We start from the raw sequence: 17,376 nt of genomic DNA, 5'->3' as shown, positions 1-17,376 counted from the left end.
AAGCGCATTTGAAAGTTCTTCTTTTTCGGTAAAAAGCTCATAGTTGCACCTTCTATTATTTAATAAAGCTTTTAGCAGCTTCTAAAACTTTAAGAAATGAATCAGGAGTAGCGTCTTCAAAATCTTTTTCTTCATATTCAACACGGTTAGCCTGCTCAGGCACATTTTCATGATGTGCTTCACCTTTTCTATCGAGTCTTCCTTTAATAACTTGTCCGCTATCAAAAAATATCTTGTAGCCAACATCAGGTATACCTTCACCATCAACTCCTAAAAGCTTAAGACCAATCCAATTTTTCATTTCTGCCGACGGCAAGAAGGGTAATTCAGTTTTAACTCCACCCCCACTGCCCCAATCCACCTTACTTGCCTTATAGCCCACCTGACTTGGCGTGATAAACGTCACATTACCACCCGATATCTCAATGCCACTACCTGCGGCTTTCAGCGTTAGCGTATCAGGCGCGATAATCTCAATACTATCTCGGCTATGGAGTCGCAGTACTTGCTCGCTATCTAAACGCATCTCGTTCTGATGTGCTTGTATGGTCACATCGCCATGAGCAGCGGTATGGGTTTGGGCTTTATTACTGTAGTAATGGATATCGCCCGCTACTAGCTGATTCATTTGCGTTTGACTGTGATGATGAGTATTGTCTGTCGCGTGGCTATGCGTGCTTTGGGTACTGGTATGCTGGCTGTGTTGTCCACTTAGCATCGCGAGATGACGCTGAGAGTCGATCAGTAGATTAGGTTGTTGCCATTGTCCTGACTCGCTTAAACTTGAGTCATTGGTATCTTCGCTAAATTGGGCAAAAGGTGTTTGCGCATCTTCTTTACTACTGCTTTGCTTGTTATTGCTGCTGCTTTCTAATCCCACGGGCTGATGGATGTCAGCTAGCTGAGCGTAAGCTTGTTGATGTTGGTCAGCAGTTTGCAGTTTGCTATGACTGTCATGACTCATGTGGCTATTCGATGCACTGTTAATATTGTGGCTACTGATATGAATACCTGTACTGCCTTGCACATTGGCGGCGGCTTGGGTCTCGATGCTGATGCCTTTGCCCCGTGCTTGACCGCGAGTATGGTCGGTATGCTGGTATAGATGACCAATGGTTAGGCTAGACTGGAAGCTGCTGCTATAAACATTAATCTGTGGGCTGTCAGGATGGGCGTCAAACATTAGCTGGTTATAGCCGTTGATAAGGCTGTCTTTGGTCGCCTCGCCTGTTCGACTGCTATCGATACTTTGAGTCTTGATACCGTCTATGGGATAAGCATGGCTTTGGTTGATAAACCAAGCTGGACTGGTGGCATCAATGCTACCTGAGTCACTGACGATACTGTTGTGCTGAGCATCAGAATTGCCTTGGCCATTATGGGTGCTACCAATGATGATGGGATGAGTGATGTCGCCACCGATAAAGTCGATAAGTACGTGTTGCCCATGGCGTAGCGGATGGGTTTGTCCCATGTGATCAGCGACTAAGTGGCTGGCAATGGGTATCCAATGCGCGCTGTCGCCGCCTTCGCTTTGCCAGTGGTATCTAATATGGGCACGGTGGTTACGGTCATGAGTGATAGCGCTGCTGTCTGTGTCTATGATGCTGGCGCTCATAAGTCCTGTTAGACTCGGATGCGGTTGCCCAAGTGTAGCAAGCTGCTCTCCATAAGGAATATGGTGATGGTGCGGAAATGGCAGGTAGCAGGCGCTGATGTGATGCACGTTATTGTCGTTGATCTCCCAATATGGTTTGATAGCTATTTGAAATCAACACTGATATAGCAGTTGCTGTATCTTGAGATAACTTATTGCCGCTTAATTGGCCAAACAACTTGCCGTATTTACTTTCGTTCTTTCCAATGAACTCTGATAGCACAGTGAACGAAGCTTGTATATCTCCTTTCAATGAGTCATAAAGTCTGTCAGTGTTGACGCTCTTTTGTTCTTGTTGTTTGATTAAAGAGATTAGGTCAGGCTGCAAATTACATAGGGTATTAATAATCCAGTCACCCACCTGTATATCAGTATTGGTACTGTTATTACCCATTCCACAAGCTCAATACTATTCTATCGATACATCTCAAATAAAGAAGAAACTACTGAAATAAAATAGTTATCAATAATTGAATAGTTAGAATAATGAGTAAAATCCTTTTCCTATCTATAATTTCATTGACTAGCTCTATGTGTCTTATATCTGTTTTTCTATATTCTTTTTTTAAAATTTTTTTCTCATCTGAATACCAGCGTAAGCTCCCAAATTATAGAGAAGCAGAAAAGATATGCGCAGATAATCGTTCATTTTAAAAACTTTAGTAGTGCTACTTGTAAAGTTGTTGAAAAACTCCTTATCTTTAATAACTTCGTATTGTAAAGCTAGGCTTAGTAAAGGAGCTACTGCGAACATTAGATATACAACCGGTACTGCATAAATCTCACTATCTGATTTGCTATCAATAAAAAATAACCAGTAAACAAATAGAAATGTGAAGAATACAAATGATAATAAGTGTAGGATTGATTTTTTTTTCACAATTTAATTCCTAGTATTTTCATAAACAATATTACCTGCTATCTCTCCTAAACTGCCCCCAAGTAACCCACCCCCAAAACCCCCAATCACTGCACTGAGACCTACAATGACGACACCTCCTATACCTCCTGTTCCTACAGTAAAACCTACAATTATAGCGCCAACTACCGCACCTTGTGCAGCTCCATATTCAGCGCCTATTACAGATCCTGATAGCTTTAATGGCTCAATGGCTACAGCTTTATGAAGTTTATCTGAGTTTTTAGATTTGTATGCGTCATGAATCTCTTTACTACCTTTAAATGCGTTGTATCCAACAACTAGATTACCACCAAGTTTCAAAGTCTTTGTTACTTTTCCATTTTTCTCCATATTATTTACGTAAGCATCCAAGCCTCCATTAAATGATGTCGATCTTTTCATTTCGGACTTGATCGACTTACTCAATTTATCAGTTCTTACCCCTTGATCCCATTTTAAAAACCGTAATGATAATTTATTGTTCAAAGCTTTATATATTTTTGCGTTGTCCGTTCTAAATTGAGAGAAATGTTTTGAATTACCAGATTTCGTACCTTGTGCTTCATTATAGTTACTCACTAGTGTTCCAAAATTCTTTAATGTATCTTTATTAGTTTGACTTGAGAATGTTATTACAGCACTAGAACCATCTGCAAAATAGTCAAGAAGGGTTTTATCACTATCCTTATTATCATTTGTTATTTCAGTTGGCACAGGGTTTGAAGATACGCCAACAAAATCAGCATCAGATAAAGTACTTGTGGTCAAATCTGACAAATAAACAAAAAGCTCTGGATTAAAACCTTTCTCTCTCTTCATTTTTTCAATTTTATTTTTGGCATCTTTTGCATATTTTTTCATCTTTTGAAGTTCAGTATTACTGCTATGAGATGAGTTGGATAAAATCACAACGTCACCAGGTTGTAAAGTAAGAACAGGCGTACCGATTAAATGTGGATTATTAGCTCGAAAGATGTTCTCTTCTAATTTGGTTGGTGTGTATTTATAAGCTCTTGTTAAAAAACTTTCAATAGATTCTTGTTTTTTAACTAAATACCAAGCAACTTCAGTATTATCTACACCTACTATTTATTATTCTTCGGGTCCTTTTGAGTGATGCTGGCGTTGTTTTGAGCTTATATCTACTAGCTCGCCCTTCCTTAGATAGTGGATTTGCCGTAATATCTTTTATAGGCTTACCTTTTATATCTTTGATGTAATATCTGACTTCTTCGACACCACGGTTAGAGAGATTATGTTTTTCAGATAGACCATTGTTACTGAACCTTCTATTTTTACCTAATGAATGTGGCTTACTACTTGTGGGTTTTGCCGAAAGACTCTTATAAGTGACTGTAACATCATATCTAATTAAGCTAATATCGACCATGTCTGATACTTCTAATTTAAGTTTTGTATAATATTTAGCCATATCTAGTCTTCTCCCTCTACATCCACTTCATCATCCTCTACTGCTTCCTCCACTTCATGAACAATCACATGCAACTCATAGTCCTTCGATTCTTCATCAACTAATAGTTTTAACTTACCTTCATAGTCAGTAATATGAATTTCTGTCGAACCATCAGGTTTAATAAGCATACATTTGGTAAAAGCAAGCGGGTTATCATCTTGGTCATGTACTATATAGCGTAGATAATAGTCTAAGTTTTCAGGTAGTTTGGCTGTCGGTAAGTGTACAGCAGGAGATCCTGCTCCACCCCCACTACCCCAATCCACTTTACTGGCCTTATAGCCCACCTGACTTGGTGTGATAAACGTCACATTACCACCCGATATCTCGATGCCACTGCCCGCCGCTTTTAGGGTTAGCGTATCAGGCGCGATAATCTCAATACTGTCTCGACTATGAATACGTAGGACTTGCTCACTATCAAGTCGCATTTGCGCTTGGTGCGCTTGTATAGTCACATCACCATGAGCGGCGGTATGGGTTTGGGCTTTGTTTGAATAGTAGTGAATGTCTCCTGCCACCAGCTGATTCATTTGCGTCTGGCTGTGATGATGAGTATTGTCTGTCGCGTGGCTATGTGTATTCTTGGTGCTGGTATGCTGACTGTGTTGTCCGCTTAGCATCGCGAGATGACGCTGAGAGTCGATCAGTAGATTAGGTTGTTGCCATTGTCCTGACTCGCTTAAACTTGAGTCATTGGTATCTTCGCTAAATTGGGCAAAAGGTGTTTGCGCATCTTCTTTACTACTGCTTTGCTTGTTATTGCTGCTGCTTTCTAATCCCACGGGCTGATGGATGTCAGCTAGCTGAGCGTAAGCTTTTTGGTGCTGGTCAGCAGTTTGCAGTTTGCTATGACTGTCATGACCCATGTGGCTATTCGATGCATTATTCATATTGTGACTGCTAATATGAATACCGCTGCTGCCTTGTATAGTACTAGCTGCTTGGGTTTCGATGCTAATACCGCGTCCTCTAGCTTTACCACGTGTATGGTCGGTTTGCTGATACAGATGTCCAATGGTCAGGCTAGACTGGAAGCTGCTGCTATAGACATTAATTTGCGGACTGTCAGGATGGGCATCAAACATTAGCTGATTGTAGCCATTAATGAGGCTGTCTTTGGTCGCCTCTCCGCTGCGACTGCTATCGATGCTTTGAGTTTTGATACCGTCTATAGGATGAGCATGGCTTTGATTGATAAACCATGCGGGGCTAGTGGCGTCTATGTGGTCAGAATCGCTAGTCAGACTATTGTGCTGAGCATCAGAATTACCCTGGCCGTTATGGGTGCTACCGATGATGATAGGATGAGTAATGTCGCCACCGATGAAGTCGATAAGGACGTGCTGTCCATGACGCAAAGGATGGGTCTGTCCCATGTGGTCAGCGACGAGGTGACTGGCGATGGGTATCCAATGCGCGCTGTCACTATTGTTATCCTGCCCATCTTCTTCTTGCTGCCAGTGATATCTAATATGGGCACGATGGTTACGGTCATGAGTAATGGCGCTGCTGTCTGTATCAATAATACTGGCACTCATCAGACCTGTCAGGCTCGGATGCGGTTGTCCAAGTTTGTCCAGCTGTTCCCCATAGGGAATATGGTGATGGTGCTGGCAGGTAGCAGGCGCTGATATGATGGACGTTATTATCATTGTCGTCATCATTATCAAGGTTCGTATTGGACTGCAAGGTAATAGGATCAAAGGGTGCTGCCCCCAACCAATCCGTAGGAATATGATTATTAATGTGCTGATGAATACACTAAACTGATGGGATCGGTTAAATAAGGGTTGCCATCGATATAGTGGCTACTTGGCAAACTCAGATGACGGATATTACCAGTGAGGCTGCCTAGATTGGCACGCTGCTGCTGGTTCTGCTGGTAGCGGGTGGCGAGCTTATCGAGACTGTCATCATCAAAACGGCTATGACTGTGCATAAAGCGCTGATGCGTGCTGTTTGATGAGTCGATAGGTTGCTCGCTACTGCTACTGCCAGTATAGATACTCATCAAGCGACTGTCATAACGATGTAAGTCGCTTTGCTGAGTATGCTGCGCAATACGGGGACGAATGGCAGTGATGCGGTCTTGTCTATCAGCAAGGTTGGCAGGGTTTTGACTGAGGATGCTTTGGATATCATTGACATCAGGACGCAATTCTTCTCCATCACTAGGTAGTAAGATTAGAGTGTGCTTGTCGATGTCGTGACGGTAATAGCCTGTGATGCCATAGAGAGCAAGGTATTGGGTTAGATAAGCAAGATCGGTTTGGTTGTATTGGACGCTGTGCTGAATATGATAGTTGCTGTCATCACTGAGGCGCTCGTCAATCTCAACGTTCATATCGTATGGACTGATAATATCGGTAATTAGCTCACTGAGACTGAGATGATGATGACGGCGATTATGACTGTTCAGGCGTAATTGACCTAAGTTAGGTTCACAGATGATGCGGTAGGCGGCCATACCACTGTTACTACCGAGAGCAACGACTTCGGTGATGATACCGTGACGGGTTTGGCTTGGCAGTAGCGTGTCGCCCGTATGCCAATGTATCGAGAGACTTTGCCCTAGCCATTGCTTTATATCCAGTCCTGCCCGTGGATGCAGTAGAGTAATGCTAATACGGTAGCCGCAATAGAGGGCGAGCTGGCGCTGCTGATAAGACTGCTGTCGTTGATCTTGATGATAAGGGCTTGGGTAGGAAGTAGGCACTGGCATAAGCGCGGGCTTACTCCAAACGCTGTCGGGCAAAGGCATGCCAAGTAAGCTTTCAATCAAGTCAGCCTGTTGAATGAGACTGGTAGCAATATCAAGATGGGCACTACTCAGTTGCACATGCCGCTTTGTTTGAGTCCATACCATGGTAAGCCCTTTTTTATCAGTCCAAAGGTGGAAAGTTTAATATTGCAAGATTATAATTTGTGCACAGATTGCCCGTTAACTAAGTATTCATTTGTCGTTGATTCAATTAATAGCCATCGTCAGATGAATCACGTTTGGGTTTGATTCCAATCATGTCAGAGAGTATCGCTAACTGATCTTCGTTTTTGATGATATGAGTGAGCCATTGGTCGAGCGGCATATCCGCCCAATCAATCGCCCGACCGAGTAAAAACGTCACCGGGCTGTGCGGCTCATTGGTCGAAAAATAATCTTGAATTTGACCTAATAGTTTAAGCGCTTGCTGACGATTGCTTTGATGATCTCGGTTACTAGGATTAAAACTGGTTGAGCTAATATTTTTTGTGCTAGCAGCTTGTCCACTACTATCAGACATTGCACTTTCACCAATACTGTCCATAGTATCGGCTACGCTTTCTTGAGCAGAAACACTACTAGTATCAGAATATTCTGGTATCAACGGTCGCAAATGTTGGGTCAGGGCAACCAATAAATCCGTGACTGGTGCGAAGACTGGCGCATCCATGCCCATCAAATCATTTAACTGATCAGTCAGGGCCTGCCACTGCTCAGTAACTTTTTTAAGATTACTCATCAGTGCTTGTTGCCAAGTCTCACTACTGGTCTTGATGGCGTGGTTATAGTCACTTAGCGTTAATTGATTGGACGTTTCGCTATCGGGATTTTGCTGACGCTGCTTATCATGATCACGCGCGGTTAGATAGTAATTGTAGTTATATTTTTCTTTCTGTCTGTATCAGAAAGTGATAGCTGCTTAATATCATCGGATAGCGCTTTGACGAACCATGACAACAGCCCTGCTCTGATGTCCATACTGTCTTCTTCACCATCTAGCGGCGGATACATAGTGAGCCAATACTCGTCATTGAGTGTCTGTAGCAGACTTAACCCCTGACTAATACCTGCTAAATGGTCGGTGTGACTCAACGCATCGACATACCAAATGCCAGCTTCATATCTTTACTAGTATGGCTGAGCAAATCGGCACATTGGTTTTTGACAAAATCCCAGTCAGCCACTTTTAGTTCAGTGACCCAATTGCCTTGTGCCAGTAATGGGTCATCTTCTTGACGAGCAGCAACGATGGCATTAATACGTGGATCGAATATTAAGTCTTCACCGACCCCATGACGACTGCCTTCAATCGGCGCAATAAGAGTGTCAATTTATTTACTAAAGAGTTATCGTTACTCATTATAATGACTCCTCTTTAATAGCCTTTTAGTAGGTTTTTTGCTGGCGACTTTTTTCACTGTCGGCTTTTTAGCTGAAAGGGGTTTTCTTGGTGGTTCTTTAACTTGATCCTCAACTTGATATTCAGTTTCATCTTCGCTGTGTTGCGCCATTTGATTGAGCGCCACAACGGCATCAGTATCCAGACGGTAGGCAAAATTATCGTCCGCATCGACGAATACGGTAATTTTCTTTAACACACTTTGACTGTCATCATGAGCCAGTAGCTGACCCGCCATCTGCGGCAGCAAGGTATGACTGATAATCGCATCGGCGTTACGTGCACCAGAATCGACCTCATGACAACGCGATAAAATCAGCTCAATCACCTCATCATCAATGACACAAGGCACATCATAATTGTTATGAATACGGCCAGTGATTTTGTCCAGCTTAAGGCGAATAATTTCTGCGAGCGCATCATCCGTTAATGGATAATAAGGAATGACCGTTAAACGACCCAAAAACGCGGGCTTAAAGGCTTTATACAAATGCGGATTAATGACTTGTTTTAGGCTATCACTGTCTGGCAGGCTAAAGTCAGTAACACTCGGATCTGTATTGATACATGCCTGCATAATCGCAGACGAACCAACATTACTTGTCAATAAAATAAGCGTGTTTTTGAAATCAATTAAACGCCCTTCGCTGTCTTCCATCACCCCTTTATCAAAGACCTGATAAAACAAATCCAATACGTCTGGATGGGCTTTTTCTACTTCATCAAGTAAGAGTACGCTATAAGGACGACGGCGAATCGCTTCGGTTAATACACCACCTTCACCATAGCCAACATAACCTGGAGGCGAGCCTTTTAACGAAGCAACGCTATGGGCTTCTTGATACTCTGACAGGTTAATCGTAATAAGGTTACGCTCACCGCCGTACAGCACCTCTGATAGCGCCAGCGCGGTTTCGGTCTTGCCTACACCACTTGGCCCGACGAGCATAAACACACCTTGCGGACGATTGGGATCATCTAAGCGGGCTTTTGCGGTATGAATCCGCTTGACGATAGCGGCCACCGAATGATCTTGGCCGATGACCCGGGCTTGCAAGGTATCAGCCAAACCCAAGATATGGTCTTTTTCATTACCTGCCATATCATTCAGCGGTATTCCAGTCCAATCTGAGATGATCTGCTTGATGACCTGACGATCCAATACGGGATGAATAAGGCGCTGCGTCTCTTGTACTTGTTTTAACGATTGCTCGATACTTTGATATTCAGCTTGTTTGTCTAAGCGCTCTTTTGCACTAAGCGCATCAGAACCATCTGTCTTGTCATTCAACTGCTGATTCAAGGAATCAAGCTGATCATTAAGCTCGCGCTGTTCGTGCCAACGACTGGTCATATCAGCAATGCTTTGCTGATTGGTTTGGCGCTGCTCATCTAATACGGCAATTTTTTGGCTGACTTTTTCTTTTTCGTCCACACCGCCGATACGCTCGAGCTGCTGACTGAGATTATTGATATGCTGCTCTAACTGCACCCCTTTGGCGTTTAATCTGTCAAGTTGATTGGGTATGGCGGTCTTGGATAAGCTCACCCGTGCCGCCGCCGTGTCTAATACACTGACCGCTTTATCAGGCAGCTGCCTATCGCTGATATAACGTGCGGATAACTCAACCGCCGCTTGTAGCGCATCGTCATCGATCAATATACCAAAATGATTCTGCATCTTGGCACTTAGACCACGAATCATCGCTACTGCTGTCTCTATATCAGGCTCATCGACTTTGACGACTTGGAAGCGACGTGACAATGCTGCGTCTTTTTCGAAGTACTTTTTATATTCTGACCATGTCGTCGCCGCAATGGTTCTGAGCTCACCACGAGCCAGCGCAGGCTTCAGTAAGTTCGCCGCGTCATTTTGACCCGCTTGCCCACCAGCACCAATCAAAGTATGCGCTTCATCAATGAATAATATAATAGGCTGTAGCGAGGCTTGTACTTCTTCAATGACTTGCTTGAGACGGTTCTCAAACTCCCCTTTGACGCTTGCCCCTGCTTGCAGCAAGCCCATGTCAAGACTACGTATCGTCACATCTTTGAGCTGATCAGGCACTTGACCGGCGACTATCTTTTGCGCCAATCCTTCTACCACTGCTGTTTTACCTACCCCTGCCTCACCCGTCAAAATAGGGTTATTTTGGCGGCGACGAATCAAAATATCGATCAACTGATGAATTTCAAACTCACGGCCAATGACAGGGTCTATTTGCTCTGAACTGGCTTTAGCAGTCAAGTCATAAGTATATTATCCAACGCAGGGGTTGGCTTAGCTTCAGTTTTCTTAGTGTCTAAAGATTCTTGATTGTTAGCATCATTGTCTGCACTATTCGCACCATCATCAGCACCCTTATTGACGCCTTTACTATTGGTAATTTTATTACTGCTTGATCCACTGCCCTCAGTACTACCGAGACATTGACGCTCATAATCATCTTTTAGGGTAAAGCGGTCGATATACTGTAGTGGCTCAGGAAGAGTTTTGAGTAGCGACTGATAACGCTCATACGCCAATAGCACGAGCAATATATGACCAGAGCGAATTTCTAGCGGGCTATTTTTATCAGCACTTTGATTATATTGGCTACTGGCTAGCTCCCACGCATCTTCTAGTAACGCCATCAAACCTTGACTAAATACTGGCGTTGAGCCTGTTGCCTGACCAAAGGTGTTTAGCAAATCAGTTATATCTGCTAGTAATGACTGCTGATGAATCTTATTAAATTTAAGTATTTGAGCCACATCATTGTGCGGCGTGGCAATCAGTTCATGCAATAGATGGACAGTATCGACTTCACGATGCCCATTATTAATACAAAGCCTAGCTGCCTGCTGCAAACACTGTCGACAGCTTGGGCTTAAGCGGGTAATCACAGCTTTTAACTGGCTCATAATCTTTTCCTTTAACATTCTTATTAGACTTAATACCAAACCCAAAAAGTAAGATTAGCTGTGTCAAACTCGCTTAGCCTACAAGACGTAGTACTTTCACTCGTTTTCCTTGCCACTCTAATTTCTGTGAATGGTATAAATTATTTTTATTAAACAGCAATATAAAATTGATGCATGGCTCTTCATAATAGGTAAAATCTGTCTATTAACCATGAAATACTTACTGAATCGGCAGCGCATAGCGAGTGTCATCATGATGCTGCGTCGCAGGCTGCGATATCAAAAACCCACCCTGACCCAAACCACCAAAACTGCTCTCTGATAATGACAACGGGGTGATGTATTGCTTGTCTAACTCGAGTTGCATCTCGACCGCCAAGCAAACACCGCACCATTTACGGATAAAATCAATAATGACTTGATACATATCCCCTGCTGGTAACAGTCTTAAATAGCGTTTGGCATCCAACTGATGAAACACAATTCTAATCTTGCTATCAAACTGTACGACGCGCGCACCGCAAAATGCGGACAACCCAAGGGCAGCATGCTGACCACCAAGTGCTGTCTGTTCACTGGCTGGTAGATCAAACCACTCCGGTACGAATTGCTCGACACTGACGGTGCTATCTAAAAAATGCGACAGTACATGTGACAACTGATCGGCTGTCAGGCGTCCTGGGGCGATCATGCCAGCATAAGCAATCAAGCTATCGATGGCGGTTAGCTTCTTCGGCTGACGCGCCAATGCCCGCAAGCTCAGTAGATAGTTGTCTTTTTTATTATTTATCTCATACTGTAATGGCAAGTTATAAAACCAACTCGCTTGCACGTACAAATCCGTCAATCGATGGTTAAATAAATCTAAAAATGCTGGTGCCGCTTTATTTGCATGATTGACTCGCGAGGCTAGATGGTCGGTATACATCGCTGGCAAGGCTGACAACGGGCCAGTTAATCCAATAATTGCGGGGCAAACCTCTATCCGTCTGATTTTTAATGAACTAGCCTTTACTTGACCATCCTTTAATGAGCTGCCACTGTCTTCCATATTATCCTGAGCAATGAGCGCCATCGACTCAATTTCAGCTTGCGGATAGGCCAATGACAACGAGGCACGGTAACGTACCTCAATAGGTGTATACCCCATACTGACTTCATGCCGAACCAAACGTAGTGCTTGTAATAACTCATAAGATTGCGGCGCCGCCATTAAAGCCGTTAAATAAGAGGACTGAGACCGCTGCGTGGCTGACATCTGTATATCTCCTCTTTGGTTACGGCATCACTGATGGCCAACTCGACGAAGCTATTTAAGCTAGCGTGATAGCCAAACACATGCGCCAATAAATGGGCAAACTGGCGGATACTCACTCCAGCAAAATTCTTTTGGTTGATTTGAATATTGATCAGTGTACCGCGCACAAAACCAGGCTGTGGCAAGCGCTGAATACGTCGAGCTTCGATACTGGTTTCGACAGACACAATACCTTCGACCAACAGTTTGTTAGAAGCAGACTGGGTAATGTCGTATAGCGATAAATACTCTTTCATCAGCTCCGCATCTTGGGCGGCAAGCGAAAAAATTCAGACTAATCAGCGATATCAAGCGCCAACGTTCCTCACCTGTATAGTCGAAGCGTGCCGTTCTGGTCGGCTGCTTTAGCAACGATAAGCTGCTAAAGCCAGTCATCCCTTCGCTAAACAAATCGCCACGGCTTTGACCGAATACCACTTGAGCCGGCAAATCTCTATTGGTACACAATAAAGACGCACTCATGCTCACCGCACCTGATAAATCTTCGCGATTTTTTTCTACAAACATAATCTGATATTCAAACCCTGTTTGAACTCAGCCATATCCTTATCACGTTTGATATGGTAATAACGACCATCATCTTGCTGCTCATAATGATTGAGCGCATAAAATGGATGATATTCACGTTGTATCAAACGATTGTCACTTTGCTTGGACTCTATGACTTTATTAACCTCATAGATTTCATGTTGAAACAGCGCACGAGTATCGGGCACTAAATCGTAATAGATCGAACGATGGGTCACTTGAATAGGCTTGGCAGCCGCCTTGAATAAATTGACAACGGGCGTACAAAACAGCTTGATACTGCTGGCACTGAGCTGCTGCAAGTTTTTTAGGCGGATGGTATTTTTTTTATCAAATCTAAAGTAACAGCGAATCTCAAAGCCATTGCTATCGATCTTTAAATTTGGACAAACCTTACCAAGATTAAGGCGCAAGAAATTGAATTTTTCAGGGAAATAGAAGTATTCCTTTAATAAGGCAGAGGCAGCATTACTCACTCGATGACTCGGAAGAATTTGCTGCTCAGGATCGAAGCCTATAATCTCAAACGGACTACCCGTAATCTTATTGACCTGCCTACCATGCAGATGCGTTTGCTTGACATCACACCCTAGTAAATCCCATAGACTAGTACCCTGACTGGCGTCCTCGTCTATATACAAATCTAACGAGTGGTTTAATAAGGCTTGATAGTCAAAGCTTGAATTAAGCCCCTTAAATTTGATACTGATACAGCCATTCAGCAGTCCATGCTGATTGTCATACACCTCTTGACGAGTTTCAAAGTCGACGCTATCTATCTGTAGCGGCAGCAAGGTCACATCTTGGGTTGACTGAAACTGGCAAGGCGTGCCATTTATTTTTTGGCTGGCGAAAGGGCTGTTTTTAGGGACTAAGACTGCCTCGCTCATCGCATTGCCCTGTACGCCTAGATTAAACTGTGCAATAGAGACCGATGGAAAAGGTTTGAGATAATCGGGATAAACGACTTCTAATAGAGATTCGGTAAAATCAGCGTATGAATCGTCCAATTTTTTATTGATGCGCGCACTGATGAGCGAAAAAGCCTGTATCAACCGCTCTATATGCGGATCATCGACGGTATCGTGCCCCATCAACAACCGATTGGCTATTTTGGGATATTTTTTGGCAAATTCTTTTGACTGTTTATTAAACAGGCTAAGCTCATGCTCAAAGTAAGGAAGTAAACTGTCCATGACGCCTCAATATATTGATCGCTGCTAACTGTATAAATTGAGCGGTAGTAGTAGTTATTTCATTAATGGGATAATGATTATTTTATTAAGTAACGCTGAGAGCTTGGCTCAAAGAACGCATCGAAGCTGACCAGCTCTTGTGCTGGATAAACCTTTAATAATGCTTCAATAGAAAAACACAGTTGATTGACATCAACAGCGCCAATATCTAGCGATACGCGAACGTTTTTTAGCCGGGTATCTTGTTGCTCGACTGTTTGGGCTATTTGGCGACAGATATAATCACAGTCAGTAGGATTGGCACTGCTGAGTCCCACAAAATCTAATATGCCAAAATTCAATATCGATGAGCGCACGTGTTGATAGGCTGTGCTTACTTGACACCACACAACGCGTATTTAATAAAGCTTCAAGGTCTCGTGCGACCGAAGACTTTAGCTCATCGATATTAAGACGACGAACCACGAGCTCATGCGACAAATGACGGGGCTGATCATCAAATAACTGCTCGAACAAATTTGGACGAAAGCCAATTTCTTTGTTAGAGGCGTTAGTGGCGTAATTCATTGATAATCATTCCTATTTAACAAACAAAAAAGAAAGGCCTAGATATAAACCTTTCTTTTTCGGTACGACACAATAGATGACACCTGATACAACCTAAATTAGGCGGTATAAGTAGCAGTGTTGTTGGCTAGTGACCATTTTTTAGTCACAGCGCCTTTAGCAGTACCATCGATATCTTGCTGGGTGTAAGTCCACTCAACAGCAGCATATTTGATACCGACTTTTTCGATTGGTACGCCTTCAGAACGTACCGTTGGCTCGACACTTGCGATCAGCGCATGCTTAAGTTTTACTTCAAGATATTTAACGCGTTTGTCACCGTTGGCACGATAAAAATCAATTTGAATCTCATCAAAAGTATAACCAGCAGAACACGCTTCCCATAGTTTAGGACTGGTTGAGTCCAAATCTTTCATAAACGTCATGTCAGCATGCTCACAACGCTCAGAAGTATGGCCACCAACGCTACTTGCTGTCGCTGATTTTGGCTGACGGATCAAGTGATCCCAAGTATTTACTTCAAGCCAACCTTTATGCTCGCTATCACGAGACTCGCCATCAATTTTATATTTACCGCGGAACTGAATATAAATATCTTTCATATCACATACCTTTTTTAAAATTTAAATTTCACGTTAGTTTTTAATAAACGATCAGCTGTTGCTAGATTGCGGCAGTTGAGTGACCAGACGCAGCAGAGAAACAGACAGTTCGTCAAGTTGAAAGTGTGGTCTCAAAAAGACCACGGACTTGTAGACACCAGGCTTACCCGGCACTTCTACAACTTGTACAGAAGCTTCGCGCAGCGGGTACTGGGCTTTTGCTTCTTGTGAGGCGCCGTCATCTAGCAAGACATAACGAGAAATCCAGTCATTTAAAAACGACTCAACATTACCAGGTGCTAAGAAGCTACCTACCTTATCGCGCATCATTGCTTTTAGGTAATGGGCAATACGTGACACCGCCATAATGTATTGGATCTGCGTCGATAGCGCAGCATTGGCGTTGGCATCATCGTTTTGATAAGTTTTGGCTTTTTGCACCGACTGCGCCCCAAAAAAGGCAGCGTAATTGGTATTTTTGCAATGGACTAACGGGATAAAACCTAAGTCGCTTAACTCTTTTTCTCGGCGATCGGTGATAGAGATTTCCGTTGGACACTTAAGTGCCAAATCCCCTTCGTCAGTCTTAAAGGTATGAACAGGTAACCCTTCAACCAAGCCACCACCCTCAACGCCGCGAATGGCAGCACACCAGCGATAGTCAGAGAAAGCAGCCGTCAAGCGTGAAGCGAACGCATAAGCCGCGTTCACCCATAGATAATCGTCATGATTATTACCAGAGACTTCTTCCGTAAAATTAAATCCTTCAACCACCGTGCCATCTTTAGGATCGTAAGGCAGACGACCTAAAAAGCTAGGCACGGTTAACGCAACATATCGCGCATCTTCTGACTGTCTGAACGCGCGCCAGCGGATATATTCAGCGGTTTCAAATATCTTTGACAAATCTCGCGGGCGACCAATGTCGGTAAAGGAGTCGAGACCAAACATTTCAGCGGAAGCCGCCGACACAAAAGGTGCATGAGAAGCGGCCGCAACATGAGACAATTGCTCAAGCAGATACATGTCTGAGTTTTGGCGAGTAAATTCAAAGTCACCAACGATAGCGGCATAAGGTTCACCACCGAAGCTACCGAACTCTTCTTCGTATATTTTCTTAAACAGCGTGCTTTGATCAAAATCAATTGACGATTGAAAATCTTTAGTCAGTTCGCGCTTCGTAGTATTCATCATACGAATCTTTAGCATGGATTCCGACGGAGTCTGGCTACATAAATAATGCAAGCCACGCCAGCTGGACTCTAGCTTTTGAAACTCGGGCGCGTGCATGACAGTGGTCAGCTGCTTGGAGATCAACGCGTCAATTTGGGCAATACGCGCGTCAATCGATGCGGCCAAATTATCTGACAACGTTACGGTTCCTTGCATGACTTCATTGGCAAGCTCTGCAATTTGCGACTTGGCACGATTTTTTTCGTCATCAGACTTGGCAACGTTACTTTTATTGACGATTTCTTCGAGTAAGTCGTAACTGTCATTATTTAACGCATCAGGTGCTAGATTTTGCTGGGCTTGGGCACTCATCGTTTAATCCTCACCATCGGTTTGATTTTGTTCCGCCATTTTTTTGACTTGCTCAGTGTTCTTAAGCACGTCATCTAATAGGTCTTCAAGTTTTTCGTTGGCCGATATTTTATTGCGTAAATCTGCTAAGCGATCTCGTGCTTGTACCAATTGCTTTAGTGGCTCAATTTGATCATCAACCGCTTCAGGACGAAAATCGTTGATACTATGAATGCCAAATCAACTGCGAATTCGCCGCCTTTCACTTAAGTCATTGCTTACTCGAAAGGTCGCACGCGGTGCTAGACCTGACATCACCTCATCAAAGGTATCTAAATCTACTTCGACAAATTTTTTGTCTTTAAAGCGTGGTTGTTCAAGGGTTGAATCTCCTGAAAACTCTCCCAAAACGCCGACCACAAAAGGAATTTCCTTGGTTTCGATCGCATCGCCTACTTCAACGTCATAAGTCAGATGCACCCGAGGCGCACGTACTTTTGCGAGTTTCTTTTGTACACTGTCTTGCTTTGCCATAATAAGTT

The 17,376-nt window shown here is 43.4% G+C and carries 13 protein-coding genes and 4 pseudogenes; all 17 read right to left on the bottom strand.

Features of this window, described 5'->3' with window-relative positions; all coding sequences use genetic code 11:
* Positions 1–55: 55 nt before the first annotated feature.
* The gene (locus tag G7Y90_RS09310; protein ID WP_201553641.1) at positions 56–1,726 is read right to left on the bottom strand and encodes a DUF2345 domain-containing protein; all 1,671 of its coding nucleotides are present in this window, start codon (positions 1,724–1,726) and stop codon (positions 56–58) included.
* A gap of 1 nt (position 1,727) precedes the next feature.
* Entirely contained in the window at positions 1,728–2,051 is a 324-nt protein-coding gene (locus G7Y90_RS09305) for a hypothetical protein (protein WP_201553640.1), read from the bottom strand.
* A gap of 489 nt (positions 2,052–2,540) precedes the next feature.
* The gene (locus tag G7Y90_RS09300; protein ID WP_250162247.1) at positions 2,541–3,467 is read right to left on the bottom strand and encodes a hypothetical protein; all 927 of its coding nucleotides are present in this window, start codon (positions 3,465–3,467) and stop codon (positions 2,541–2,543) included.
* A 163-nt stretch (positions 3,468–3,630) separates the two neighbouring features.
* Complete coding sequence (locus G7Y90_RS09295) at positions 3,631–3,990, bottom strand: hypothetical protein (protein ID WP_250162246.1); 360 nt, start codon at positions 3,988–3,990, stop codon at positions 3,631–3,633.
* 2 nt (positions 3,991–3,992) lie between these two features.
* Entirely contained in the window at positions 3,993–5,687 is a 1,695-nt protein-coding gene (locus G7Y90_RS09290) for a DUF2345 domain-containing protein (protein WP_250162245.1), read from the bottom strand.
* Between the two features lie 89 nt (positions 5,688–5,776).
* Positions 5,777–6,901, bottom strand: a complete 1,125-nt coding sequence (locus G7Y90_RS09285; protein ID WP_250162244.1) for a contractile injection system protein, VgrG/Pvc8 family — start codon at positions 6,899–6,901, stop codon at positions 5,777–5,779.
* A gap of 106 nt (positions 6,902–7,007) precedes the next feature.
* Entirely contained in the window at positions 7,008–7,535 is a 528-nt protein-coding gene (locus G7Y90_RS09280; RefSeq protein WP_250162243.1) for a hypothetical protein, read from the bottom strand.
* Between the two features lie 122 nt (positions 7,536–7,657).
* A pseudogene (locus G7Y90_RS09275) lies at positions 7,658–8,055 on the bottom strand (type VI secretion system protein TssA).
* Positions 8,056–8,148: 93 nt separating this feature from the next.
* Positions 8,149–11,099 (bottom strand): annotated as a pseudogene (gene tssH, locus G7Y90_RS09270) (type VI secretion system ATPase TssH).
* Positions 11,100–11,319: 220 nt separating this feature from the next.
* The gene (tssG, locus tag G7Y90_RS09265) at positions 11,320–12,357 is read right to left on the bottom strand and encodes a type VI secretion system baseplate subunit TssG (protein WP_250162242.1); all 1,038 of its coding nucleotides are present in this window, start codon (positions 12,355–12,357) and stop codon (positions 11,320–11,322) included.
* Positions 12,321–12,924, bottom strand: a pseudogene (locus G7Y90_RS17895) (type VI secretion system baseplate subunit TssF). The gene tssG and the pseudogene G7Y90_RS17895 overlap by 37 nt, the downstream one beginning before the upstream one ends.
* Positions 12,915–14,141 (bottom strand): type VI secretion system baseplate subunit TssF, encoded by a 1,227-nt coding sequence (gene tssF / locus G7Y90_RS09260; RefSeq protein ID WP_284143712.1) that lies wholly within the window; start codon positions 14,139–14,141, stop codon positions 12,915–12,917. Before tssF ends, G7Y90_RS17895 begins: the two are co-directional and overlap by 10 nt.
* Before the next feature lie 77 nt (positions 14,142–14,218).
* Positions 14,219–14,458, bottom strand: coding sequence for a GPW/gp25 family protein (locus G7Y90_RS09255; protein ID WP_250162241.1), 240 nt, complete (start codon positions 14,456–14,458; stop codon positions 14,219–14,221).
* Positions 14,430–14,708, bottom strand: a complete 279-nt coding sequence (locus G7Y90_RS09250; protein ID WP_250162240.1) for a hypothetical protein — start codon at positions 14,706–14,708, stop codon at positions 14,430–14,432. The genes G7Y90_RS09255 and G7Y90_RS09250 overlap by 29 nt, the downstream gene beginning before the upstream one ends.
* A gap of 98 nt (positions 14,709–14,806) precedes the next feature.
* The gene (locus tag G7Y90_RS09245; RefSeq protein ID WP_025651832.1) at positions 14,807–15,310 is read right to left on the bottom strand and encodes an Hcp family type VI secretion system effector; all 504 of its coding nucleotides are present in this window, start codon (positions 15,308–15,310) and stop codon (positions 14,807–14,809) included.
* A gap of 51 nt (positions 15,311–15,361) precedes the next feature.
* Positions 15,362–16,855, bottom strand: coding sequence for a type VI secretion system contractile sheath large subunit (tssC, locus tag G7Y90_RS09240; RefSeq protein WP_250162239.1), 1,494 nt, complete (start codon positions 16,853–16,855; stop codon positions 15,362–15,364).
* A 3-nt stretch (positions 16,856–16,858) separates the two neighbouring features.
* A pseudogene (gene tssB, locus G7Y90_RS09235) lies at positions 16,859–17,368 on the bottom strand (type VI secretion system contractile sheath small subunit).
* Positions 17,369–17,376: the final 8 nt, after the last annotated feature.

This window comes from Psychrobacter sp. WY6 (genome assembly GCF_018448495.1).
Classification (GTDB): domain Bacteria; phylum Pseudomonadota; class Gammaproteobacteria; order Pseudomonadales; family Moraxellaceae; genus Psychrobacter.
This window is presented reverse-complemented; position numbering and strand designations above follow the sequence as displayed.

Coding starts and splice junctions, on each gene's coding strand:
- G7Y90_RS09250 (WP_250162240.1), bottom strand. CDS start 14,708: ATGAATTACGCCACTAACGCCTCTAACAAAGAAATTGGCTTTCGTCCA.
- G7Y90_RS09285 (WP_250162244.1), bottom strand. CDS start 6,901: ATGGTATGGACTCAAACAAAGCGGCATGTGCAACTGAGTAGTGCCCAT.
- tssC (WP_250162239.1), bottom strand. CDS start 16,855: ATGAGTGCCCAAGCCCAGCAAAATCTAGCACCTGATGCGTTAAATAAT.
- G7Y90_RS09305 (WP_201553640.1), bottom strand. CDS start 2,051: ATGGGTAATAACAGTACCAATACTGATATACAGGTGGGTGACTGGATT.
- G7Y90_RS09290 (WP_250162245.1), bottom strand. CDS start 5,687: ATGATAATAACGTCCATCATATCAGCGCCTGCTACCTGCCAGCACCAT.
- G7Y90_RS09280 (WP_250162243.1), bottom strand. CDS start 7,535: ATGAGTAATCTTAAAAAAGTTACTGAGCAGTGGCAGGCCCTGACTGAT.
- G7Y90_RS09245 (WP_025651832.1), bottom strand. CDS start 15,310: ATGAAAGATATTTATATTCAGTTCCGCGGTAAATATAAAATTGATGGC.
- G7Y90_RS09295 (WP_250162246.1), bottom strand. CDS start 3,990: ATGGCTAAATATTATACAAAACTTAAATTAGAAGTATCAGACATGGTC.
- tssG (WP_250162242.1), bottom strand. CDS start 12,357: ATGTCAGCCACGCAGCGGTCTCAGTCCTCTTATTTAACGGCTTTAATG.
- tssF (WP_284143712.1), bottom strand. CDS start 14,141: ATGGACAGTTTACTTCCTTACTTTGAGCATGAGCTTAGCCTGTTTAAT.